Genomic DNA, 24,072 nt, shown 5'->3' on the forward strand with positions numbered 1-24,072 from the left:
GATGAGTGATAACATTCGCCGCTCAATGCCTTTATTCCCAATTGGGATTGTCATGCAGCTAACAGAATTATCTGCAAGACAAATTCGCTATTATGAGGAAAATGGTTTAGTATTTCCAGCTAGAAGTGATGGGAATCGCCGATTATTTTCTTTCCATGATGTTGATAAATTACTAGAAATCAAAAACCTCATCGAACAAGGTGTAAACATGGCAGGAATCAAAAAACTTTTTGCCAAAGCTGAGGCAGAAAATCCATCGTCTGAAACAAGGACAGAGGAGAAAACCACAGCGAAGCACAACTTGACAGATGATGAACTCAGGAAGCTACTGAAGAAGGAACTCATTCAGGCTGGACGTTTCCAACAAGGAACGACCTTTAGGCAGGGGGATATGTCAAGGTTCTTCCGTTAACCAATTAGCAAAAGCATTGCTATACACATTTTACCTTTTGTAGGGGAGGAGTTTTACGAAATGGCAAAGTACACAAGAGAAGATATCGTAAAATTAGTAAATGAGGAAAACGTAAAGTACATCCGTCTGCAATTTACAGACATTCTCGGAACAATTAAAAATGTTGAGATTCCTGTGAGCCAGTTAGAAAAAGCTCTCGATAACAAATGTATGTTTGATGGTTCATCTATTGAAGGGTTTGTACGTATCGAAGAATCAGATATGTACCTATATCCAGATCTAAACACGTTTGTTATTTTCCCTTGGACAGCAGAAAAAGGTAAAGTGGCACGCTTTATTTGTGACATTTATAAGCCAGACGGGACACCATTTGATGGAGACCCTCGTAACAACTTAAAGCGTATCTTAAAGGAAATGGAAGAATTAGGATTTAGTGATTTCAACCTTGGACCTGAGCCAGAATTCTTCTTATTTAAATTAGACGAAAAAGGCGAGCCAACGCTCGAACTAAACGATAAAGGTGGATACTTTGACCTTGCACCAACAGATCTAGGCGAAAACTGCCGCCGTGATATCGTGCTTGAGCTTGAAGAAATGGGCTTTGAAATTGAAGCGTCTCACCACGAAGTAGCACCTGGACAGCATGAAATTGACTTCAAATATGCAGGCGCTATCCGCTCTTGTGATGACATTCAAACGTTCAAACTCGTTGTTAAAACAATTGCGAGAAAGCACGGACTTCATGCGACATTCATGCCAAAACCATTGTTCGGTGTAAACGGATCTGGTATGCACTGTAACCTATCATTATTCAAAAATGGCAAAAACGCATTCTTTGATGAAAAAGCAGATTTACAATTAAGCGAGACAGCTAGACACTTTATCGCAGGTATCGTGAAGCACGCAACAAGCTTCACAGCGGTCACAAACCCGACGGTGAACTCTTACAAACGTCTTGTTCCTGGCTATGAAGCACCTTGCTACGTAGCATGGAGTGCACAAAATCGCAGCCCATTGATCCGTATCCCAGCATCACGCGGCATCAGCACACGTGTAGAAGTACGCAGTGTAGACCCATCTGCAAACCCATACCTTGCACTAAGCGTATTACTTGCAGCAGGTCTTGACGGCATCAAAAACAAACTAGACGCACCAGCGCCAATCGACAGAAACATCTATGTCATGGACAAAGAAGAGCGCCTTGAAAATGGCATCGCTGACCTGCCTGCAACACTTGCAGAAGCACTTGAGCTGCTCAAGTCAAACGAAGTCATGATCAACGCACTAGGCGATCACTTATTCGAGCACTTCATCGAATCAAAAGAAATCGAATGGGATATGTTCCGCACCCAAGTACACCCATGGGAACGCGATCAGTATATGTCTCAATATTAATAAAGAAAACCCCTTGGAGCCATTGGCTGCAGGGGGGTTTTGTTTAATTAGTTGGTCTTGTGATATTTTAATGCATATTTCACTTTTAATAATCGAAAGAGCCACTTCTTATGCAAAAGTGGCTCTATGTTATTTACCACTAAAATAACTCAAGGTACTATGAATAATTAAAGTGATCACAGATGCAATCAGTAAAGATATACTGATTGCACCCAATCCTAAACCTTCCCACTTTCCTACGAAAAAACTTATTAATAATAAGATAATACTCATGAGAATGAGAATCGATGGTATTCCATACTGTAAAGGTGCATTCTTTCTTTTAAAGATCAAAGAAACACCCAATATAACAATCGTAAGGATAACTGTTAGCAGCCAAAATGATGACATTTATTGACCTTCCTTCTTTTGAAAATATATGAAATTATTTTATTTCCTCATCCATTACTTTCTTATACTTTTCAAATTCAGAATCTTTCATTTCACCGTTCATTTGTAATAAAAAGTTTCCTTTTGAATAGGTGTGAGAGAAGAACATAGATCCAGCATTGCCTAACTCATCATAATAGGATTTCGCCTGCTGTAAATCAGTTTCATTTCCAAATTTAAAAATCCTTCCACCAGCATTTTCACCTAAGGAAGGAACGAGAATCCTTTTTCCTTCTTCTCTTATATTTCCAAACTCTTTTTGTTTAAGATCAGATGGTTTTTCTGCTTCAAGCCCAGCACTTTTAAAAGCTTCAATAATATTGGCTGTCGTGAGCTGTTTTTCATTTGATGCTGCGCTACTGCAAGCTGTTAGCATCATTAAACAAATAAAAATGAATATAGATAATTTCTTCATATTGGATCCTCCTGATTTTTAGGTGCAAAGGAAATTTTACATGAAGTACCTTCTTTTTACTATCGTTTCGACAAAAATAGACAGCGTGAATGACTAAGTAACAAATATTCTTCTTTTATTTTGACTAAATTGTCAAATATACTCAGCAAGATGGTATACTTATGTGCATATTTTACTAGGAGGCATCACCTTGAAATCATTTTGGGAAATAGACGAGAAAGGTTACTATACGTTAAAAAAGATCAACGCAGAAGAAATAGCTAAGGCTGAAAAGAAACTTGGTATCACTTTGCCAGATACATATAAAAAGCTCATATTAGAACAGAATGGTGGTTATACCATTCATAATGCTTTTCCAACCACTCACTCTAATTCATGGGCCGAGGATCATATTCAATTTAATCATCTTTTGGGAATTGCTGAAGATGAAGCAATTATGGATAGTGCCTATTTGATAAAAGAGTGGGAGCTGCCAGAAGGGCTTGTCTTAATTAACGGGGATGGTCACACTTGGGTAACGATGGATTATCGAAAAACGAAAGAGAATCCTGCAATTCATTATTTTGATGTTGAGATGGAAGAAGACTTTAAGTTAGCAGATTCCTTTGATGAATTCATTGAGGGGCTTTATACAGTTGAGTACAGTGTTGACGAGGAAGTAGCAGAGGGTGAATACGAAGAAGAAGAAGAGGAATATATAACTAAAGCAGAACTTGAAGCGATCTTAGAGAAAGAAGCACCTGATCCAGCCGATATTCATCAAATTACTAAATATCCGTTACAAGATTTAGAAGAAGTAGAGTGGTTCTTTAAAAGAATAAAAAGCTATATTGAATCTGTTAAAGATGAAGACGTTCTTTATGAAGTAGCTGCAAGCATTGACACAATCCTTATATTAAGAGTAGATACAATGCCAAGTAACGATATTATAAAAAAGACATTATTTGAAATTGTAGACATTTTTGAAAAAACTGAAATTCCTCAGATAACTGTAACAGCTGGAAATTTCGCTGTTAATATTGATTTTTTAGATTAAGGCAAAATTAGAGCATGTAGAGTGTACTGTATAGGGTGAATTTTCAAAGAGTGAATGAGAACGGATGTTTAATTATCTGTTTTGAATTCATTATAATATAATTTAGATTGACCCCTTCGTGAACCTGGCTGAAACTCAGTCAGGTCTTTTTTATATCAATTTCAAAACAATATTTTGTGAATTTCTTTCTAAAAAATGAAGGTGTTCAATCTAAAAGAAATAAGTATCAAGTCCTTTCTGGCTACTCTCTCTTTTAACCAACTCTTATAATTGCATACCATTCAATTATTATCATATTTGCGGGATACCGAAAATTTCTATTATGAGCAGATTCACTTTACATATGTTGTAAAATGCGTGTTAGAATTATACTAGGGATTTGTTTAGAAGGGGGTAAAGGAATGTCAGGATTAATTGCCTCTCAGGAGGTAGGAAACATGTTAAACACTTGGAATCTTGCGATACAAAAAGGGGATTTATCGGCAGCTATAGAAATGCAAGATGACATAGACAGGGCAATTGATTTAATGGAAGAAAATCAAGATATTCTTTTGTACTATCAACTGTTGAGCTTTAGGCTTAAGCTGAAACTTCAGAATATTAGCAGAAATTTAGATAAGCCATTCTTTCAGCGGAATGCTCCAGACGAAAAAGAAGAAAAAACAAATAAACTCATGTCATATTACTTCTACTTTTATAATGGGATCTATCATGACTACTTACAAGATTATGATAAGGCATTAAGTTACTTCAGAATAGCTGAAAAAAAGTTGGCTTATGTTGATGATGAAATAGAAAAAGCTGAATTTCATTATAAAATCGCAGTTCTATTTTATGATTTGAAAATGACCTTTTTATCAAAATATCATGCACAAATTGCGTGTGACACATTTAATGCGCATGAAACATATATCAAAAGACAGATTAACTGTAGGATGCTACATGCGTTAAACTTAATTGATCAATTTGAATATGATAAAGCAAGAGCTCTTTTTAGTGAAGCTGAGAATATGATCGAAAGTATTAATGACAATCATTTAATCATTCATCTATATTACAATATGGGTTTTCTAGAAAGCAAAAAAGAAAATTTAGAAGAAGCATCAGCACTATTTAGGCGCACGTTGAGTTATAAAGAGATCGAAAATCAAGATTTATTGAAGATGAGAGGTTTATATGAACTTTCTAGAATAGAAATCTCCAGTAAAAGTAATGACGCGATTGAATGGATAGATCTAGGCATTTCTTTATCAGAACAAGTCAACCATAACGTTTTTCAAATAAAATTTAAATTGTTAAAAGAACTATTGTATGAAAAAAATCACTCTCAATTGAACAATATAAACAATCTGTGTTTAGAGCTTGAAGAGAAAAGAGTATGGGTTGATTTAGAGGAAATTCTGGTTGATGTGGCGAAATATTTAGAGGGGAGAGGCTTGCTGAAACAATCATTAAATTACTATAAAAGAGCCTTACTCGCAAGCCAGTATGTAGGAAAAGGAGTGAATTAATTGAAGAAGTCGGTTTTTATTACATTTTCACTAGTTGTGGTAGCTCTAGGTACACTTTTCTTTACAAACGGTTTGACTCAACCTCTACATGAAGATGTCCAAACAGTTGCATCAAGAGGTAGCTCTGGAGGTTAATTGGTTAAAAAACGATAAAGTGGATTAAAGCGTCAGACTTCTTATGGTATTCTGGTAAAAGAATATGCCATAAAGGAGTCTTTTTTATATTAATTGCTCCATTTGCTTTGATGGCAGCGTATAGAGATACTAAAAAACAAATGAATTAATTAAGCTTTTTGAAGGAGACTTTCAGTGTCTGTTGGAGGGACTCCGGGTATTACCCAATTTCACTGTATATATTTATGCGAGAGCTGTATAAAGCATGGGATTCTGAAAAACCGAAAAAAATTTATGAAGAATTTCAGGATGTTTTTATGAAGAAAGAGAAGAAAACAATTTGAGGTAAAAACAAATATAGTACATACTTTCAATTTTGTTACTTAAATCCTAAATATGGAACTGACTGTAGAATGTTAAGACTGATTGTTTTATAATTTCACGGTAACATAACTTTCTCTGGATTGTAATTAAAAGTATAAAACGTAAGTGAAAGTATATCGGGGGATTTGGATGATAAAAAAAGAAGTTTTTCAAATAGTTTTGTTTACAGTCCTTTTGGCTATTTTTCTTTATCAAGGTGTACAAAGAGATTTTCCTTTTGAATATCTGATTACATTAGTTACGTGCTATGTTGCTGTAATAGTTTATAGAATTATAAAAGTAATGAAATATAAAAAGGAGCAAAGTACAGTTAAGTAGTTTGAGCTATTTTTGGTTGCGGTGTCCACAATCACTTTTGGGATCAGACGTTTGAGGTCATGGCTCTTTGGCATGTTGACATTAAGAATTATATAATGAACTAAATTTAATTTCGGAGGTGCTTTTATGTGTCTATTCAAGTAGATGATGATGGTGTTTTAGAGATGTGTAATATATATGCCCAAGAAACTCATCACAGAGAAGCATTGATTTTAGGAAACAGGAAGGGTCTATTGGAATTAAAAAATGCGATAGATCAGGCTTTAAAAACCGGTAGTGCTGTTGCAAATTTATACCCATCTGATTTTGAAGGGTATGAAACTTGTATTGCTCTAGTGGATGATGAAAAGCAGTTTAAGAAATTAATTACTCCTTATGTAGAGGAATATACACAAGATGATGATGCGATTGATCCAATTGATATTATTAAAGAGTACGATTCCAAAAAAGAAAAACCTTTATAATAGGGTTTTTCTTTTTTTAGTGGAGTATAGTTTCACCTTTTTTAGCTTTGTGTTTACTTGGTACTGATGCTCTATGAGCATGGTGTATATGGATTTTTGGAGCTGCATGAAAATGCCAGTACCAGTTTGACGATCCTGGTTTTAGTGGTATGACTCCGTTATCAACTGCAAATACTCGTGTTTTCTTTTCCCCTTTTTTATGAAACTCTTTTACAAGACACTCAACTTTTCATTTTCTATTTTTTACATACCAATCGATATGATAGTTCTTCCCGCGGTCATTGCGATTGGTACGAAGAATATTGGTAGTTCAATTTTTATCTTGTGTAATAAAGCTCAAATAGAGTTTGTGTTATTTTAATATTTAATAATTGTTCTTCCTAAATGTTGGCCATTTTTGATGGCTTCAATTGTTTCAGGTAACGTATCGAGAGTAATCTCATTGACTAGAGTCGTTTGGGCGATATTCCATTCGTTTGCTATCTCGTTCCAAATGACTTTGCGTTTATTGATTGGTACATTTACAGAATCGATCCCTAGAAGGTTGATCCCTCTTAAAATAAAAGGTAACACAGTTGTTGTTAATTTAATTCCACCTGCATTCCCGCACATGCTCATGCTTCCACCATAAGAAATTTGAGGTATTATGACAGAAGCCACATCTCCTCCTACGGTATCTAAGACGAAGTCAAATTTTTGCTTGTTTAATGGTTTTTTGAGCTCTCCTAACTCGTTTGCAAAAATGACATCAGTTGCTCCTAAAGATTTTGCAATGTCGACTTGATGATCTTTACGCACTAAAGCATGAATATTTTTATACCCAATTTTAGATAATAATTGTATCGCGATGCTACCAACTCCACCAGTTGAACCTGTAACGAGTATATGAGGTTGATTTTTTGTATTCATCCCATTTTCCTGTAAAGCCATGATCGAAAGAGCGGCTGTAAAGCCTGCTGTTCCAAAAATCATTGCTTCTTTTAAAGTCAAGTTATTTGGCAAAGGAACAATCCAATCCGCAGGTACTCTAGCATATTCAGAAAAACCTCCAGTGTGGCTCATGCCCATAGCGAAACCTGTGACAATCACTTGTTGACCTTCTACGAAACGATGATCTGTTGTATGAACGATCGTTCCACTTAAATCAATTCCGGGAATCATCGGATAGTTACGAATAACACCTCCATTTTTTTGAACAGCCAGCATATCTTTATAATTGATTGAAGAATATGCTACTTTAATTAATACTTCTCCTTCAGATAGATCATTCACACTTACATTTTGAAGATCATAACTAATTTGATCATTTTTTTCTGTCACTAGTATCGCTTTAAATGAATCCACTATTTATCTTCCTCTCTAAAAATATGTTATGACAAAACATTTCTGGTGCAAAAGTATTTCAATTAAAAAACTACCATGATATTATAGGTGAAGTCAATGTGGGGGAGATAAAATGGAATTATCAGAGTGCATAAATTTTTTACTAAGTGTTAGTCAAAATAAAGTGTTTAAGTACTTTAGTAAGCTTTTAGAGGAATGTGATTTGACACCCGCTCAATATGGTGTGTTGAACTGTTTGTGGAGAGAGGGCCAGCTATCTCCTAAACAAATTGGAGAACTTGTGTATTTAGAAGCCTCAACAGTTTCTGGAATTTTAGATAAAATGCAAAAAGCTGACTTAATTGAACGCACAATTGATCCAAAAAATCGAAGAAATATTTTAGTAGAGGCGACTCAAAAATCTTTAGCCATTAGAGAAAAAGTTGAAGCAGCAACAATTGAGCTGAACAATACAGCGCTCCAAAACTTGTCAAATGATGATAAGGTTGTGCTAAAAAAAGCATTGTATACAATTATCAATAACTTTCAATGATGGATTTTTTTAAAACAAGTTACTTATGTATCAAGAGGTAGCTCTGATAGATAATTGGTTAAAAAACGATAAAGTGGATTAAAGTGTCAGGCTCCTTATGGTATTCTAGTAAAAGAATATGCCATAAAAGGAGTCTTTTTTATATGAAAATATTAGATGCTCCATCTTTACTATCAGCTGTAGAACAGAGATCAAAGGCCTATCATGAGCTTCAAGAAGAAATGAAACTTGTGAAAAAAGCATTAAAAAGTGTGTCGGGCTTAGGTGATGAATTTACTGGAAAAGGTGCAGACAATATCAAATCTTTTTATGAGGATCTTGCGCTGTACACAGACACATATCTTGATTTTATCGATATGCAGAAAGCTTTTTTAGATGGGGTGAAAGGAAAGCTTGATGATGAATCATTAGGCGGGAGTACTTTTATTGATGAGCACTTTTTAGACACTCAATTGAAACAAGGGATTCAGAACAATAAAGATATGGTCAAAGAACAAAAAGAGGCACTTTCCACTATTTTTGACGATATCAGTGATTTAATTGAATTACATACTTTTTCAAGTAAAGAGGTCAATGAACATTTAGACGATGCGAACAAAAAAAGAAAAGAGACCATTGAAGTTTTACATCAAATAGACAATGATTTAAAAACGGAATACGCAAAGTCAGAAGCGGTTGAGAACCACCTCAACACTTTTTATGCAAAGATGATGGCTGCTACTGGAAAAGGAAAAAATGCTCAGCCAATGTATTATGATGCAAAAGCATTTCATGAGACAGACGTGTACAAGAACCATGATCAGATTGATGCTCAAGTGAAAGCCTATTTAAAGGTGAAAAAAGAAGAAAAAGAAAAAAGAAGAATCAAAGAACTGAAAGAAAAGCTCAATGATCCTTCGTGTCTATCAGAAGCGAAATACTTTGAGATTGTAGATGAGATCGGTTATGAGAATCTCACATATGATCAAAAAATGTATTACAGTCAGCTTCTCCAAATCAAAGCACAGGAAGAAGCATCGGAGGTGTTCATTGATAGTGTAAAAGGTGCTGCAGTGGGTCTATATGATGTGGCAAAAGATACAGTGACCGGAATCTATGATCTTGTCACTGATCCTGGTGGGGCTGTGGAATCAGTCGTAACGGCTGTTTCACATCCAATTGAAACATCGAAAACGATTGGAAAATCGATTTCAGACTCATTCCTAAAAGAGGTCATAGATGGTGATGCGTATTCTCGGTCACACTGGTTCGCCTATGCGACTGGTTCTCTTGCAGAAATTGTCTTTGGTTCTAAAGGGGCAGGAGCCATCACAAAAACAGGGACAACAGCTGCCAAAACAACAATGAAGAAAGGCCTTGAACAAGGAGCAAAATCAATCGGTAACGTCACCATTCCGAATCTATTGCCATACTCACCAAAGTTTCAAATGGCTGGTGGCCCGAAGCTCCCGTACAATGTATTTGACGGAGAAAATCTCAAAAATAAACTTCTCTCCATGGCAAAGCGTCTAGACAACAATTCAGGATACGGTATCTCTCAGACAGGCAGAAGATTACCAGCACCCAAATCACCACCGACCGTTGTCAGTTACGGAGATCACTATGTGCGGTGGAAACGCAAAAAGGTATTAAAACCGAATGTCGTTTATTCAACAAAGCAAGGTTACACCTACACAACAGATCACTACGGACGCATTGTCAAAGTCGAAGCAAGTGATTTAAAATATGGAGAGGTCAAAAGAAATCAATATGCTCAATCCAATTCAGGTAAGCCGGACAGATTACTGGATGACGATGGTGGACATTTAATTGCGTCAATTTTCAAAGGGTCAGGCGATATTGATAATCTTGTTCCAATGAATGGAAATTTAAACAAAGGTGAATGGAAAAAACTTGAGAACACTTGGGCTGATGCTCTTCAAAATGGTGATGAAGTTAAAGTGAAAATAACTCCTAACTATAAGGCTGATTCTCTACGTCCTGAAACTTTTGATATTAAGTATAAAATAGGTGATGATGAATGGGAAATCAGACGATTTGATAATGTGTATGGAGGTAAAAAGTAATGAAAGAAGAAGAACTAGAATATGTATATAAGCTGATAGTTGATGTTGTAGTGGAAACCATACCGGTCAAGTGGAAAAAGGTCTATTTATATGGTGAGGTAGTTGAAGGTTCACAGACTGCTTACTTTTATTTTTTACCTGAAGAAAATGATAGTAAGCCGGTATATAGTCATGAGATAACTGAATTGTTTGAAGTGAGTGAACATGAATACAAAGAAAGGTGGCATCAATTAGTCGACTACATCCAAGAACTTGGGAGAGTGTTTGAACAAAGTGGTCAAGCACCTTGGACAAATTTTACAATGATAATTGATGAAACAGGATATTTAAATATAGAGTTTAATTATGATGACCTTTCGAATACAAACCCTCATGAAAGAAAAACTATTTGGAAATATAATCATCTAGGCATTATACCTAAAAGCAATTCGGGTAAAAAACATTTAGAAAAGTACCTTTCTACTTTGGAGTAAAAATCGTTTTGAGAATATTAAAGAAATACAGACTAGAGAACATAATAAGAGCACTCATTCCAAGCAGAAAGGGTGCTCTTATTCACTCTAGAATTTCTCATTTCACCTATTTAAACCGATAAACCGTCACTTCACAATCGCCAAGAACCTCTTCCATCATCTCTCGAACAATCGTCCAATCGCCGCCTGCCAAGCCGCAGCCGATCCCATAAGGAATGGCGATAGAATGAAGGGGGTTCTCTTCATTTGGATTTGTCACTGTCTGTTTTAGATGTTCAAAGCAGCTGCGTAACGCGTCGTCATCCGTTTGTTTTGTTTTTCTTCCGTATCCAACTTGGGCGAATAAGTTGGCAATGGTTTTTCCGTCGCTCGTTGTGATGAGCTGAACGGAGCTTAATAAATCATCTCCTTGTTCTGCACATAACCGTTTATAGTCTTTATACACATTTGGATATTTGCTTTTGATCTGCTTTGCTAACCCTGCTCCCATGACACCCTTACAATTCACTTGGTGACAGATGATATCTTCTTTTGCCTCTAAGATATTGCCTTCTACCGTTTTGATCATTTCAAGTCATCCCTTTTCAATAAAATGCAAACTTATGTTCTATTATAGCAGTATTGAAGACATTATTTCATTGCAAAATGCGCTTGGGCTTTAAAAAATGGAGTAGTCTATACGATCAAATTGTCAAAAACAGTGCATGTCATCTAAAATAGTGAAAGATAAAGAAGATACAGTAAGGAGAGTCTTATGGATAAAATAGAAACAAATCGTTTAATTCTTAGACCATTTCGTGATGAAGATGCACCTGGAATGTTTGCATACTTATCTCATCCAAGAGTAAATTGTTTTCTGGATGATCAAATCTCTACATTAGAAGAAGCGGTCGCTAAGGTGCAAAAAAGAAAAGCAGATCACTCTTATATGGCGGTTTGTTTAAAAGAAAGTCAGTTGATTATCGGTGAACTGTTTCATTTAAAAGATGAGCCGGATACGTATTCGATTGGCTGGAATTTTCATGCGTCATATGAAGGGAAGGGATATGCCCGTGAAAGTGCAGAAGCTCTCTTGTCGTATCTATTTGTCAATCAAGGAGCAAGACGCTTATATGCATATGTAGAGGATGACAATGATCGATCTCAAACATTATGTGAGCGTTTAGGCATGAGGAAGGAAGGCCTCTTTCTTGAGTTTGTTTCATTTACTACAAATGAAGATGGCACACCTAAATATGAAAATACCTATCAATATGCTTTGCTGAAAAAAGAATGGGAGCAGTTTCATTCTAAATAGTGCTTTGTTTCTTGGTATCCGGATGACAATGAAGTGACAAAATGTGAAATGATCTCATTGTTTTTTTCGCTCGTTACCGGAGCAGAAGAATGGATGATGATATCTGCTGGGTTGACCTTTATTTTGGCAAAGGTGCTGGGCTCTTTTATTCCAATCAGTAGCCCTTTGCAGAATTGAATCAAGTTAATCTTTTAATCGAAAAGAACGACTGTTTTCCTAGAGATCACGCACCTTTTTTATTTTTTCTATTTGTATGGTCTTTTGGCTTTCCGCAAGGGCGTTAATGTACTTCTGTCGTGCTATGAATGGATGGAGCAGAAATGGGCAGGAGAGAGAACCAAATAAAATGTAAGTCTCACGAAAAAACACCCCAATCTGTTATGAAATCAGATCGGGGTGTTTATTATTTTCGCCAAAATGTGGAACAATCTGCTTTGTCTTCAATGTTAAATTCGATGATTTTTTTTAATAGAGGATAGTCAATCGGTAAGCTTTCCTTCATCCGAAACATCTTTTTTCCATGGTCATAACCAGCTTGTACAATATCTGGTGAAAAGTGTTCAATTCCTTTACCTTCTGGTGCGACAGAAATGTGATGTTTTGCGACGCTAAATCCGATAATAAATGTGCCATGATCTGTGAACATGGGCTGATTCCAAGCAATTCTTGGCTCTAATTGAGGGAATGTGTCTGAAATCCATTGTAAGATGTCTTGCGTGCGCTGTTTCAGCTCTGGATTACCGATATTGCTTACATATTCTTCAAAAACCTGCATTGTTTTCATCCTCCATATTCATCAAGCCTCAGACGGGATTCGAACCCGCACTCCTTTCGTAAGCATAGGCTAGGGGGCAACACGCTTCCCTACGGAATTTCACCGACAGGAGTTTCACCTGTCTCAGCTCATTTGCTTTTCGGTGCTTCTGAAACCCTTGCCTTGCGACCCGCTAGCTACAATTGTTTTACGGCGCTCTTCCCTTCTAGAGCTACTGAGGCACGGAAGTTCTTGTTCATATTATATAGAGAAACTTGAAAAATGAAAAGCTATGCTCATCATCTAATCCAATCGCACAAAATAGTCAAAGGCACATATGATAAAAGACCATATAGTTATGTATACAGCATGGAATTGGGCTGATTGAAAGTGACAAACCTATTGATGAGTAAACTAAAAGAGATAAACAATCAAACAAAATTAGAAGGCTTTACTCACAAACGTTCGATGAGTTCTCCCTTTTTGCTCACCATGGAAGATGGGGAACCTTTTTACTCATGGGTGTTTTTTGAAAGAAGTGTGTTTAAGACTTGCTATTTTTCTTTGAGCTCTATCAATGAAAAGCAGAATTGTGTGCTGTTGGAACTTCTTGTACCGTGCTGCAATAGATCAACATGCTGTCAAAAAGTTTTGTATCGATCCAGTTCGAAAATTCTTGTAGATCTTTCTTTTTTATGTGGAATGATTGAAGTAGAGCTTCCTGTATATGATGCGCTTATTTTAAAGAATATAGAATCTCACCACATCTTTCTTTGTTTTTCCACATCGCCCAGTTCGGTGGAAGTATGGCGGAATGGAACAAAATTTCTCAATACGGCAACTGTTGTGTTGCATCATCAAGATCATCAGGATGTACCAGTCGCAATTAGGATTCAAACTGGTACATTTTGTTATGATCTTCTTGTCCAAAAAGGAGAAAGTCGTGCGATTACTGTGAAAGATGTGAAATTCATCTTGAAATCTCCATCAACTGAAAGTGTGCAAGCACGATTAGACATGCAAATCAACATGATACAAAGAAGAAAAATAAAGCTTTGAAGCTGTGATAATCGCACAATCTTCAAAGGTCAATGGATCATAGTCTATCAAGACTAGGTTGAAGGAGGGTTAAAATGGCTATTTTAGGCGGATGTAGTAATGAACAAGCGGGCTTTGTAAATGATGCAGTATGCTTCACACTTGATTTAGCAGCAGCAGCTGATGCAGTTGTCGTCTGGACAGATGGAACACCTTATGTCATAAACGGAACCATCATGGTGGAAAACAATGGGATTGTGGCTGTAGCACCTACCGTGGCTTTAGAGGTAAACGGTACAGCTGTTCCTGATTTCACGGTACCGCCAGGAGAGAGTCGATCCATTACGCTCAGTGATCTGAACTCGATTGGGATTTTAGCTACTGGTGGAACCTCGACTGGAAGTATTGTCGTTTCGTTTTCTCTCAATTATCAGTATTAGTGTGTATGTCTTGAAGATTCCACAGTTTGAAAGTAGTGTGAGACATGTGCGCCCAACTTAATATGTGTGGAGGAATAACTGGTCCAACGGGAGCCACGGGTTCAACAGGAATAACCGGCTCAACCGGATCCACGGGTTCAACGGGAGTAACTGGCCCAACGGGAGCCACGGGTTCAACGGGATTAACCGGTCCAACGGGAGCCACGGGTCCAACGGGATTAACCGGCTCAACGGGAGTCACGGGTTCAACAGGAGTAACTGGTCCAACCGGATCCACGGGTTCAACAGGAGTAACTGGCCCAACGGGAGCCACGGGCTCAACGGGATTAACCGGCCCGACTGGATCCACGGGTTCAACGGGAGTAACTGGTCCAACCGGATCCACGGGTTCAACGGGATTAACCGGTCCAACTGGAGCCACGGGTCTAACAGGAGTAACCGGCGCAACCGGGGCCACGGGTCCAACGGGATTAACCGGCTCAACCGGATCCACGGGTTCAACGGGATTAACCGGTCCAACTGGAGCCACGGGTCTAACAGGATTAACCGGCGCAACCGGGGCCACGGGTCCAACGGGATTAACCGGCCCAACTGGAGCCACAGGTCCAACGGGATTAACCGGCCCAACTGGAGCCACGGGGCCAACAGGATTAACCGGCGCAACTGGGGCCACGGGTCCAACGGGATTAACCGGCCCAACTGGAGCCACGGGATTAACCGGCGCAACCGGAGCCACAGGTCCAACGGGATTAACCGGCTCAACGGGAGCCACGGGTTCAACGGGAGTAACTGGCCCAACCGGATCGACGGGTCCAACGGGAGCCACAGGTCCAACCGGAGTAACCGGTGACACAGGTCCAACCGGTACTAGTTTTACAACTAACTCGATGTACGCATCCAATACGTCGGGAAGTACGGTGCTGGTTGTTTTAGGCGGAACGGCAGTGACGCTGCCTAATAACCAAAGTTTAGATGGATTTACCGTAAGTGGTGGTAATACGGTGTTTACTGTACCTGTTTCAGGGAGATATTTTATCACGTATCAAGTAAATACAAGCGCTGCACTTCTGGCAGGAACAAGGGTGATTAACAACGGAACACCCATAGCAGGGTCTATTTTAACACCTGCTTTATCTACATCTACCTACAATGTATCTCTCATTACAACACTTGCAGCAGGGAATCAAATTTCTCTTCAAATATTCGGTTTAGTCGCAACCGTAGTATTACTTGGCGGGGGATCTGTTGGAGCGGCATTAACCATTATCAGATTGGAATAAATCCAAAAAGCCCAATAAGGGCTTTTTTTCAATTCAACCGTGTCCTTTAATAGAAAAAAGACGGAATTTTTAGTGTATGCATCATTGACTAGGAGAAAGAAACGCAATAACGAAGGAATCGGTTATTGAAGATTCAAGTGATTCATATTAAAATGATGTCAAATGGACTAATTAGCAATTGCTAATAGAAGTTCCATATTTAGTGAAATCATGTGGTGTAGCTGAAGGTGATTGGGGGTGTAGAATGAGCAAAGTTCCTGTGGCGGAATTGGCATCACTATTAAATGACTGGAACATGGAAATCAAAAAAGATCATGCAGATGAGGCAGAACGGCTATTTGCTAAAGCGAAACAAGCAGTAGAGGAAATTGATGATGCTGACATCCTCATGTATTATTCTCTTCTAGAGAAAAGGCATCATATTCTGATGTACAATTTAAGAGGGCAAAAAGGCAATGTTTCAACGAAAAGTATAGAAGGCCATTATGGGAATAAAGATGATGATTTGTCTAATCGCCTTGCTTACTATTTTGATTTTTATGAGGGTGTGTATGAACAGCATCAGGGGAATTATGAGGTTGCATTACAGATGTATCAAAGTGCGGAAAAGCTCTTAGATAAAATTCCAAGTGAAATCGAACGCGCTGATTTCGATTTTAAGGTCGCGTGGCTTTACTATCGCCTGAGTCATATCATGCTTTCATTAAGTTATATTCGCAGGGCTCTACACGTCTATAAACGTCACAAGCACTATGAAAGAAGAACTGCACTTTCATATTCTCTTATCGCAGCCAACCTTACAGAGATTGGCAGGTACGAAGAAGCGCTTGAGAATTATCGTTTGGCGGAAGAGGTGTTGACAAGCGAACAGGATGATTTTATGCTGGCTCAGCATCACCATAATGTGGCCATTTTATATTCATTTTGGAATAAACCGAAAGAATCCATACGACATCTTGAAAAAGCATTGTCTCATCAAGAGTATTATGATTCTGATTTCTTTTTCCATTCTACGTATCTGATCAGCCGGGAACTCTGTGTGATTGGTGAAAAGCAGCGCGCAAGCCAGTATATAGAGGCTGCATATGCACGAATAAAAGATGCTTCTCATGAAGTGTTTCAGCTCAAAATAGGCATCGTACATGATCTTTACTTAACGAATGTGCCACAAAGATTTCAGCAAATTAATGAGAAATTAAGAAAGTTAGAAGAAAAGAATGAATATCATGAAGTGAAAGAGCTTTCTCACTTTGCTGCAAAGTATTGTGAAAAGCAAGCACTTTATGAGCAGTCTGTTTTTTACTTGAATAAAAGTTTAGAAGCGGATTTACATATGAAAAGAATGGGGTTGATATAAGATGAAAACAGGATTAAAAGTATTATTCGTTGTGGGTTTAGCGGTCGCTGCGGCTGTTTTAACTGAAAATGTAGCGGGTTCTTTCGAAGTAGCAGAAAAAATCATTGGTGGTTAATCACCCAATCATATCTCGCCCTTGTTGATGATCATCAGCAAGGGTTTTTTATATGGGTGAAAATAGGCTCTTCTTATTAAACGCTGCAAGAACGTTTAATAAGAAGAATTCGCAACAAAGGGGGTGTGCAAATTTGTTACCTGCTCCATTATTCTAAATAAACATAGGGCAGAGCAACAAGTTAAAAAGGTCACCTTTCTTTGCTTAATTTAATTTTTTGCAGGACTTTTCATTCAAATTTTATGAAATTGGTCTATTGTACATAGAAATTGTTACAAAAGAGGGAACACCGCTCCATTTGTCACGCATATGATGAGATGAAGTGTAAGTTGAAGGCAGGTGATTGTATGGATCCACGGGTGTATGGAGGCTTTCATGGCGGCGGTTTTAGCGGCGGAGCAGTGGGACCTCATATTGGCTTTGGCGGGTATTATGTGAGCCCTGGCGTGTTCTCGGGCTTAGGAGGTTACCCTGGATATGGAGGGTTCGGGACGTTTTCTGGATATTCTCCATATGGCTCCACATTCATTATGGGGCGTCCTCCTGGTTTTTATGTAAGAAGTTATTAATGTTTCATCACAGTGATTGAAATAGCCATCTAAGATTGGCTATTTCAATTGGTGAAAGTGCTTAAATGTAGCTGTGATTACAATAACCCCTAGGATGCAAATAGGCAGCCAAATGATGATAAACGGATCGTACGCATCTGTGTATGCTGCTAAAGCAGCACCTAGGCAGTAAAAGACAATAGATCCAATTCGCAGAAAGCTCACATGCTGAATAGGGGCTTTTCTTTTTTCCCGATTTGATAAGCGCTGCGCCAAATCTTCAAATAAGTTAGCAAGTGTACTCGTTAAAACTGTTGTAGAAATGCCAGCGACATTTAATTTGCGTGCGGCCGCCGTTTGCATGCCCATCGCCATACTTAAAAGAATAATCAGCATAAAATAAGCACCTTGCGTATAAGGGAAAATGGTCATAAGAGCAAATAGAAGCAAGATGATGACTTCTATGATAAAGATGCGTGTAACGGCTTTTGGCCAAAATGTTTTTTCTTGTTTTCCACCTATGACAACAGCTAGTAAAACACCTAGAACAAATCCGCTAAGTGCCGTGATGGAATGAAGAGCGGTTAACTGCAATGAACTGCCTGCTGCAATGCCAAGCAGTACAATATTTCCCGTCATATTTGCTGTAAACACATGCCCCAGGCTTAAATAGCCAATAACATCCACTATTCCTGCGGTAAGACATAAGAACATCAGTGCAATGTTTCGTATTGAGTGTGCGGTCAAAATGGTCATCCCTTTCTTCCTCTCTAATGAATAAGTGTAACGCTTAATGACCGCGTATGTCCATTTTATGAGCTGGTAACATGTCCTGCAGCTGATATAAAACTTGTCGAAAAGAATCATCATTCACATGGTGCCTCATTTGACGGAATGGATCGCCTTTTTCCTTTAGACGTTTCATAACAGCCGGCATCGTAAATAAAGAAGGGTGACATTCTTCGCTATTTAATTCTTCCCATTCAATCGGTGTTGCAACAAGTCCAAGCTCGTTTCCTCTCGGGGAATACGGGGCGATGATTGTTTTTCCAGCATCATGTTGAAGGTAGTCTAAATATAAACGGTTGCCGCGGTTTTTCTTTAGACGCTCTAGCGTAAACAGCTCGGGTGCTTGTTCGCATAAAAATTGGCAGATGAACGCAGTGAATTGTCTAGTTTGTTCATATGTGAAGGCATTTTTCTTCAATGGGATATAAACTTGCAGCCCTTTCCCACCACTTGTTTTAATAAATGCGGTGAGAAAGAGTCCATCTAAAATGACCTTGATTCGTTTGGCTGCTTCTATTGCTAGGTGAAACTCTTTAACAGAAGGCGGATCTAAATCAAATACAATTTCTACAGGCCGATCTGTATCTCTCGTTTCAAAAGGAATATGAAATTCCATCGCCAGCTGGTTACCTAGCCAAAGCAACGTGTTAGGATCATTACAGATTGTGTAAGAAATATCGTGCGCTTGATCTGTCTCAACAAAATCAGGCGCATAATCGGGCGTTGCCTTTTGATAAAAAGATTCTCCACCAGTGCCGTGAGGAAAGCGTATTAACGTAAGACGTCTTTCACGTAAAAAGGGTAATAAATAGGAAGCGGCTTGCCTCAAATAAAGTAAGTAATCTGCCTTTGTGATATGAAGGGCAGGTACAACCGGTTTCTCTGGGTGGGTGATGTCAATCATAGCTGGGAGTGGATAAAGCTGTTTGAGCATGTGTTGAAAGGTACACATTGCTGGATCTGCATCGAATAAAAACGAAGAAAACCGGGGCTCTCGTAAGGCTGATCCATCAAAAGAGATACAGGCAATCTTTGCGACAATGGATGGTGGGATTTCATAATGTGATGCTTCAGTCATTTGACCTTTGGTTAGAAATAAGGTACGCAGGGTTTGTTCTTCTTCTTTAGAAAAACCATGCTTAAATTGGACAACCTCTATGAGATTCGTTTCTTGATAAAGACATCCTTGAAAATAGCCATTGTCTTTATCAAAACGAGTCACGATGACAGATACATACCGCCAATTTTTGATTTTGAGCCATTCTTTCGATCGGGTATGTTCCTGCCATTTACTCATCTTCTTTTTAGCAACTAATCCTTCCGCTAAATATGTCAGCATGATTTTTTTCATGTCATCAGGGCTGCTATTGGTTTGGATGATTTGAAGAAGAGAGGGGTGATTCAGCTGAACGGAGGGAGGAAGATTTGCTGCTTGGAACACCTCATGCAGCTCAGCTTTTCTTTCAATCAGCGGTAAATCAACGAGGGATTTCCCTTTGCATCTCAATAGATCAAATGCAATCAAATGGCATGGAAACCGCTTAGCCTGGCGTTGAATGGTTTCTGTGTTTTTCAGGCGGCCTCTTTGCTGAACCTTTGTAAAGTCGCTGTCTTGTTCACTCAGTAAAAAGACCAATTCTCCATCTAGGGTCAGCGGTAAAAAAGGTGCAAACTGCTTTGTTAGTTGCTGGCACTGATCAATGACTTCAGGAAATTGTTTGTTTAATCGTTTTCCCGCTCTGCTCTCTAAATGGATGGCGTCTTTTTCCCATATAAGAATGGCCCTAAAGCCGTCATATTTTAATTCATACAGCCAGTCTGCTCCAGCAGGAATATCATGTGCAGACGTTAAACGCATCGGTTTCATTGTGTTTTTCACTTCCTTACATCATGTGTTCTTATGGTGGGATGAAATTTTCATAAACATACATAACTCTGATGAAAACATTACATAGTAAGGAGAAAAGAACGGAGGCGTTACGATGCATACAGTATGGAAGGGCGGCATTAGCTTCGGACTGGTGAATATTCCAGTCAAGCTGTTTACCGCTACAGAAAACAAAGATATTAAATTAAGACAGCTTCATAAAGAATGCCATACGCCGATTAACTACAAAAAGGTTTGTGCTAACTGCGGCGAGGAGGTAGCGCCAGAGCAAATTGTAAAAGCGTACGAGTATGCCAAAAATAAATTCATTGAATTGGATGAGGAAGAACTCGAAAGGCTGAGAAAAGAAAATGAAGAAAAAGCCGTCGAAATCATTGATTTTGTGAAGATAGAAGAAATCGACCCCATCTATTATGAAAGAAGTTATTTCCTATCTCCAGATACCGGCGGAGCAAAGGCTTATTCATTATTAAGAAAAGCGTTGCAAGAATCAGGGAAAATCGGTGTAGCCAAGATCATGATTCGCTCAAAGGAGCAATTAGCGATTGTTAGGTGCTACGAACATATTTTATTAATGGAAACCATTCATTTTCCTGACGAAATTAGGCAAGTATCAGACGTCCCGAATATCCTGCAAGAGGAAAACATCGTGAAGAAAGAGTTAGACACAGCGCTCCTTTTAATTGAGCAGCTGACCACCACATTCGATCCAGCCGCATATCGGGATGAATACAGAGAGCAGCTGATGAATGTAATTGGAGACAAAATCTCTGGAGAACATACCGTTCAGCCAGAAACGACAGGTAAAAAAGAGGCTTCATCCAATGTCACCGATTTAATGGCCGCTTTGCAGGCTTCTATCGATCGATCAAAACCGGCAAAAACGAAAAAAGCAGCACCTAAGAAAAGAAAAGCACCCGCTAAAAAAGAAAAGAATGCATAAAGAAAAGTCCGCTCGCCAAAGGGCGGTCTTATTTTGGCTTCACTACATCCTGAATCGTCCCGTCTGTTCGGTGGATGACAACTGCTGTTCCTTTTTTAGATGAAATCTCTTTCGCGCGGTCGATGGCTTCCTGTTTCGTTTCTTTTACCTCACTTGCACGCTTCGCTTTTTCAGTTTGAACCGCCCAGCCTTCATCATGTTTCATGACATGCTGCGCATGATCCATGAGCTCAGGTCGTGCAGAGCTGCTTTTCTTAGAAGGAGTCACAGAACCATGAGAGTGAAAGTCCTCCATTTCTTTTTCCGTCGCATTCTTTTTCCACTCTTTCGCTTGATTGATCGCAATTGGAATCGCTCTACCTTCTTCATAGCCTTCCTGCACCATTTTGTTGGCAATCTCAAGTGCTTTTTTTCGAATGACTTTGTCTAGTGATTGGAATGAAGCTGGATAATCTTCCATTGTCCAAGGCATATTGAACGCTCCTTTCTTTTATTTGAACACCTTCCCCCATATGCAATGGATCAAACATTTAACCATCTCAATCCAATGGCTTGGTTGAAATACATCGTTTTGCTGAGGAAGAATGTTTTCAATTCCTGCACAATAGAAGATAGTAAAGGAGTGATTGAAATGATGATGAAAGGCTTGTATGAAGCACATTTACCTGTGAGTGATTTGAAGGCATCCATTTCTTTTTTTGAAAAATTGGAATTAACACTTGCTCATGAAAATGAACGAGTGGCCTTTTTATGGATTGAGAAAGGAAAGAGCTGGCTTGGCCTTTGGAAGGTTGATATGTCCACTGTTCCATATCATCCAGCGACGCGACATGTCGCCTTCCAAATAGAAACATCCAGCATTGAGCAGATCAAAGAATGGCTGATAGAAAAAGGGATCAGCATTCATCCGATGTTTGGTTTTTCGGAAGAGCAGCAGCCTTTAGTTCTTGATAATCCGCCACAATTTCATGCCGCGATTTACTTTCTTGACCCAGATGGCAATTTGCTTGAATGCATTGCACCGCTTGAAATTGATGCAGGAGAACATCATGAGATGATGACATTTGAAGATTGGGAAAGAAAGAAACATCCGTTTATTGATTGACAAATGCATTCATTGTAACTATATTGATTACAACGGTGGTGAAGGAATGTGAAACAAATTAGCAGCAGGTATACCATTGCTGTTCATATCTTGTCATTTATTGCGGGTGTTTCAAAAGAGTGCACAGGGGATTTTATTGCAGAAAGTGTCAATTCAAATCCAGTCATTATCAGAAAAATGATGGCTATGCTCAAAAAGGCGGATCTCATTGAGATTCGCCGAGGAGTTGGCGGTGCTTCCTTAAAAAGGCCGGCAGAGGACATCACTCTACTAGATGTGTACCGGGCTGTGGATGTAAGCGCAGATGAAGAGTTATTTAGCTTTCATCAACCAGTCATTGCATGTCCAATTGGTCAAGCCATGGATACGAGACTGCGGCAAGAACTTAAAGAAGCACAGTCCGCACTTGAGCATCATCTTAAACAAGTGACAATTAAGCAATTATTAATCGAGGCGGAGTAGAAAAAGCTCATACATAGAGCTTTTTTTACCCCTTTGTTGTAACCATTTTGATTATAACGAATGATCTGATGCAAGAAACCAGCTGCTTCATACATGAAACATCACCGTTGAACGAAAAATGAGGAGGTCAAATCAATGACATTATTAGTGACAGGTGCAACAGGACAACTTGGATCGCTCGTCGTCAAACATTTGCTCGCAAAAGTACCAGCTGAACAATTGGCGGTCAGTGTTCGAGATCCGCAAAAAGCAGTCCATCTAAAGGAAGCTGGGGTGGATGTGCGTAAGGGAGACTTCACACAGCCGGATACACTTCAAACAGCGTTTCAAGGGATTGATCGCCTTTTGATCATTTCGTCTGGGGATGGAGATCGCGTGAAGCAGCATATCAATGCCATCCAAGCAGCGAAAGCAGCGAATGTGTCATTTATTGCTTATACAAGTGTTGTCAATGCAAGAGAAAGTCAGCTTAACCTAGCACATGACCATGCAAAAACAGAAGAAGCAATTTTGGCCTCTGGCATACCTCATGTTTTTCTAAGAAACAATTGGTATGTGGAAAATGAAAAAGATACGATTCTGGCATCAGTGAACGGAGCGCCGTTTATCAGCCCAATTGATGAAGGTAAAGTCGGCTGGGCAACAAGAAATGACTATGCAGAAGCAGCAGCAAATGCGTTAACACTGCCGGCACATGATCAGGAAATCTATGAATTGTCAGGACCGCTTCGTACACACACTGAACTTGCACAAATGGTCAGCAAAGTGAGCGGGAAAGAAATCAAAGTAGAGCACATGGATGTAGATACATTTGGAGAATTTTTAGCGTCAAATGGTGTACCGAAAGAAGCTGTTCCATTTGTCAAAGCGATGCAAAGCGGAATTCGCGATGGGGCATTAGCAGTCGAAAGCCATGATTTCGAAAAACTATTAGGCCGCTCTTTAACACCTATTGAAGATAGAATACGAGAAATGATGTCAAACTAAACATGTAAAAACGCCCTGTAAAAGGGCGTTTTTTCTATCCTCATTGAGCCATTCTTTTGAAAATATAGATGTAATGGCCATTTTGTCGTACATATTCTGTATGTAGATGTTAGAATTTTATGAGATGATTCCAGCAAATGAATGACGCTTACTTTATTATGAAATACATTATTCAA

General features: G+C 38.8%; 26 protein-coding genes. 18 read left to right on the forward strand and 8 right to left on the reverse strand.

Annotated elements, in window-relative coordinates; all coding sequences use genetic code 11:
• Position 1: 1 nt before the first annotated feature.
• The gene (locus MHI41_RS08650; protein WP_342494714.1) at positions 2-412 is read left to right on the forward strand and encodes a MerR family transcriptional regulator; all 411 of its coding nucleotides are present in this window, start codon (positions 2-4) and stop codon (positions 410-412) included.
• Between the two features lie 60 nt (positions 413-472).
• Entirely contained in the window at positions 473-1,807 is a 1,335-nt protein-coding gene (glnA, locus tag MHI41_RS08655; RefSeq protein ID WP_007499421.1) for a type I glutamate--ammonia ligase, read from the forward strand.
• A gap of 129 nt (positions 1,808-1,936) precedes the next feature.
• Here glnA and MHI41_RS08660 read toward each other — a convergent pair whose 3' ends face one another.
• Together MHI41_RS08660 and MHI41_RS08665 are read right to left on the reverse strand one after the other, a co-directional pair.
• Positions 1,937-2,197, reverse strand: coding sequence for a YesK family protein (locus tag MHI41_RS08660; RefSeq protein ID WP_317329256.1), 261 nt, complete (start codon positions 2,195-2,197; stop codon positions 1,937-1,939).
• Between the two features lie 34 nt (positions 2,198-2,231).
• Positions 2,232-2,651, reverse strand: a complete 420-nt coding sequence (locus tag MHI41_RS08665; RefSeq protein ID WP_017367294.1) for a hypothetical protein — start codon at positions 2,649-2,651, stop codon at positions 2,232-2,234.
• Positions 2,652-2,841: 190 nt separating this feature from the next.
• On the opposite strand from MHI41_RS08665, the gene MHI41_RS08670 reads away from it, so the two are divergent.
• The 3 genes from MHI41_RS08670 (at position 2,842) to MHI41_RS08680 (ending at position 6,478) form a co-directional block, all read left to right on the forward strand.
• A complete protein-coding gene (locus MHI41_RS08670; protein WP_282833652.1) occupies positions 2,842-3,687 on the forward strand; it encodes an SMI1/KNR4 family protein in 846 nt (281 codons plus the stop codon).
• Positions 3,688-4,088: 401 nt separating this feature from the next.
• A complete protein-coding gene (locus MHI41_RS08675) occupies positions 4,089-5,198 on the forward strand; it encodes a hypothetical protein (protein WP_342494715.1) in 1,110 nt (369 codons plus the stop codon).
• 944 nt (positions 5,199-6,142) lie between these two features.
• Complete coding sequence (locus MHI41_RS08680) at positions 6,143-6,478, forward strand: hypothetical protein (RefSeq protein ID WP_272511543.1); 336 nt, start codon at positions 6,143-6,145, stop codon at positions 6,476-6,478.
• Positions 6,479-6,835: 357 nt separating this feature from the next.
• Here MHI41_RS08680 and MHI41_RS08685 read toward each other — a convergent pair whose 3' ends face one another.
• Positions 6,836-7,822 carry a YhdH/YhfP family quinone oxidoreductase gene (locus MHI41_RS08685; protein ID WP_282833653.1) on the reverse strand — a complete coding sequence of 329 codons (987 nt, stop codon included), beginning with the start codon at positions 7,820-7,822 and terminating at the stop codon, positions 6,836-6,838.
• A 112-nt stretch (positions 7,823-7,934) separates the two neighbouring features.
• Here MHI41_RS08685 and MHI41_RS08690 point away from each other — a divergent pair, with 112 nt between their 5' ends.
• The 3 genes from MHI41_RS08690 to MHI41_RS08700 all read left to right on the forward strand — a co-directional run bounded on the left by MHI41_RS08690 (position 7,935) and on the right by MHI41_RS08700 (position 10,893).
• Positions 7,935-8,354: a MarR family transcriptional regulator gene (locus tag MHI41_RS08690; protein WP_048003264.1), complete on the forward strand. Its 420-nt coding sequence runs from the start codon at positions 7,935-7,937 to the stop codon at positions 8,352-8,354.
• Positions 8,355-8,497: 143 nt separating this feature from the next.
• Complete coding sequence (locus MHI41_RS08695) at positions 8,498-10,420, forward strand: T7SS effector LXG polymorphic toxin (RefSeq protein ID WP_282833654.1); 1,923 nt, start codon at positions 8,498-8,500, stop codon at positions 10,418-10,420.
• Entirely contained in the window at positions 10,420-10,893 is a 474-nt protein-coding gene (locus MHI41_RS08700) for an antitoxin YezG family protein (RefSeq protein ID WP_041092234.1), read from the forward strand. Before MHI41_RS08695 ends, MHI41_RS08700 begins: the two co-directional genes overlap by 1 nt.
• A 106-nt stretch (positions 10,894-10,999) precedes the next feature.
• Here the strand turns inward: MHI41_RS08700 and MHI41_RS08705 are convergent, their stop codons facing one another.
• On the reverse strand, positions 11,000-11,461 hold the full coding sequence (locus tag MHI41_RS08705; RefSeq protein ID WP_272511546.1) for a macro domain-containing protein: 462 nt from the start codon (positions 11,459-11,461) through the stop codon (positions 11,000-11,002).
• A gap of 186 nt (positions 11,462-11,647) precedes the next feature.
• On the opposite strand from MHI41_RS08705, the gene MHI41_RS08710 reads away from it, so the two are divergent.
• The gene (locus MHI41_RS08710; RefSeq protein WP_272511547.1) at positions 11,648-12,190 is read left to right on the forward strand and encodes a GNAT family N-acetyltransferase; all 543 of its coding nucleotides are present in this window, start codon (positions 11,648-11,650) and stop codon (positions 12,188-12,190) included.
• 403 nt (positions 12,191-12,593) lie between these two features.
• On the opposite strand, the gene MHI41_RS08715 is transcribed toward MHI41_RS08710, so the two are convergent.
• Entirely contained in the window at positions 12,594-12,965 is a 372-nt protein-coding gene (locus tag MHI41_RS08715) for an iron chaperone (RefSeq protein ID WP_272511548.1), read from the reverse strand.
• Between the two features lie 384 nt (positions 12,966-13,349).
• On the opposite strand from MHI41_RS08715, the gene MHI41_RS08720 reads away from it, so the two are divergent.
• The 5 genes from MHI41_RS08720 to MHI41_RS08740 all read left to right on the forward strand — a co-directional run bounded on the left by MHI41_RS08720 (position 13,350) and on the right by MHI41_RS08740 (position 17,743).
• Entirely contained in the window at positions 13,350-14,003 is a 654-nt protein-coding gene (locus tag MHI41_RS08720) for a CotZ-related putative spore coat protein (protein WP_342494716.1), read from the forward strand.
• Positions 14,004-14,077: 74 nt separating this feature from the next.
• Complete coding sequence (locus tag MHI41_RS08725; RefSeq protein WP_008343952.1) at positions 14,078-14,422, forward strand: S-Ena type endospore appendage; 345 nt, start codon at positions 14,078-14,080, stop codon at positions 14,420-14,422.
• Positions 14,423-14,466: 44 nt separating this feature from the next.
• Positions 14,467-15,702: a collagen-like protein gene (locus MHI41_RS08730; protein WP_342494717.1), complete on the forward strand. Its 1,236-nt coding sequence runs from the start codon at positions 14,467-14,469 to the stop codon at positions 15,700-15,702.
• 244 nt (positions 15,703-15,946) lie between these two features.
• Positions 15,947-17,059, forward strand: a complete 1,113-nt coding sequence (locus tag MHI41_RS08735) for a tetratricopeptide repeat protein (protein WP_048003261.1) — start codon at positions 15,947-15,949, stop codon at positions 17,057-17,059.
• A 462-nt stretch (positions 17,060-17,521) separates the two neighbouring features.
• On the forward strand, positions 17,522-17,743 hold the full coding sequence (locus tag MHI41_RS08740; RefSeq protein WP_008343948.1) for a hypothetical protein: 222 nt from the start codon (positions 17,522-17,524) through the stop codon (positions 17,741-17,743).
• Between the two features lie 39 nt (positions 17,744-17,782).
• Here the strand turns inward: MHI41_RS08740 and MHI41_RS08745 are convergent, their stop codons facing one another.
• Together MHI41_RS08745 and MHI41_RS08750 are read right to left on the reverse strand one after the other, a co-directional pair.
• On the reverse strand, positions 17,783-18,478 hold the full coding sequence (locus MHI41_RS08745; RefSeq protein WP_035700895.1) for a YoaK family protein: 696 nt from the start codon (positions 18,476-18,478) through the stop codon (positions 17,783-17,785).
• Positions 18,479-18,512: 34 nt separating this feature from the next.
• On the reverse strand, positions 18,513-20,378 hold the full coding sequence (locus tag MHI41_RS08750; RefSeq protein ID WP_342494718.1) for a DNA ligase D: 1,866 nt from the start codon (positions 20,376-20,378) through the stop codon (positions 18,513-18,515).
• Between the two features lie 115 nt (positions 20,379-20,493).
• On the opposite strand from MHI41_RS08750, the gene MHI41_RS08755 reads away from it, so the two are divergent.
• Entirely contained in the window at positions 20,494-21,342 is an 849-nt protein-coding gene (locus MHI41_RS08755) for a Ku protein (protein ID WP_342494719.1), read from the forward strand.
• Positions 21,343-21,370: 28 nt separating this feature from the next.
• On the opposite strand, the gene MHI41_RS08760 is transcribed toward MHI41_RS08755, so the two are convergent.
• The gene (locus tag MHI41_RS08760; protein ID WP_243825312.1) at positions 21,371-21,814 is read right to left on the reverse strand and encodes a DUF2188 domain-containing protein; all 444 of its coding nucleotides are present in this window, start codon (positions 21,812-21,814) and stop codon (positions 21,371-21,373) included.
• A 159-nt stretch (positions 21,815-21,973) separates the two neighbouring features.
• On the opposite strand from MHI41_RS08760, the gene MHI41_RS08765 reads away from it, so the two are divergent.
• The 3 genes from MHI41_RS08765 (at position 21,974) to MHI41_RS08775 (ending at position 23,896) form a co-directional block, all read left to right on the forward strand.
• Positions 21,974-22,447 carry a VOC family protein gene (locus MHI41_RS08765; protein WP_052321078.1) on the forward strand — a complete coding sequence of 158 codons (474 nt, stop codon included), beginning with the start codon at positions 21,974-21,976 and terminating at the stop codon, positions 22,445-22,447.
• 48 nt (positions 22,448-22,495) lie between these two features.
• Positions 22,496-22,909 carry an Rrf2 family transcriptional regulator gene (locus MHI41_RS08770; RefSeq protein WP_017367312.1) on the forward strand — a complete coding sequence of 138 codons (414 nt, stop codon included), beginning with the start codon at positions 22,496-22,498 and terminating at the stop codon, positions 22,907-22,909.
• A 135-nt stretch (positions 22,910-23,044) separates the two neighbouring features.
• Complete coding sequence (locus MHI41_RS08775) at positions 23,045-23,896, forward strand: SDR family oxidoreductase (RefSeq protein ID WP_342494720.1); 852 nt, start codon at positions 23,045-23,047, stop codon at positions 23,894-23,896.
• Positions 23,897-24,072 lie beyond the last annotated feature (176 nt).

The organism is Bacillus sp. FSL M7-0307, assembly GCF_038627835.1.
In the GTDB taxonomy this organism is placed as follows: domain Bacteria; phylum Bacillota; class Bacilli; order Bacillales; family Bacillaceae; genus Bacillus; species Bacillus altitudinis.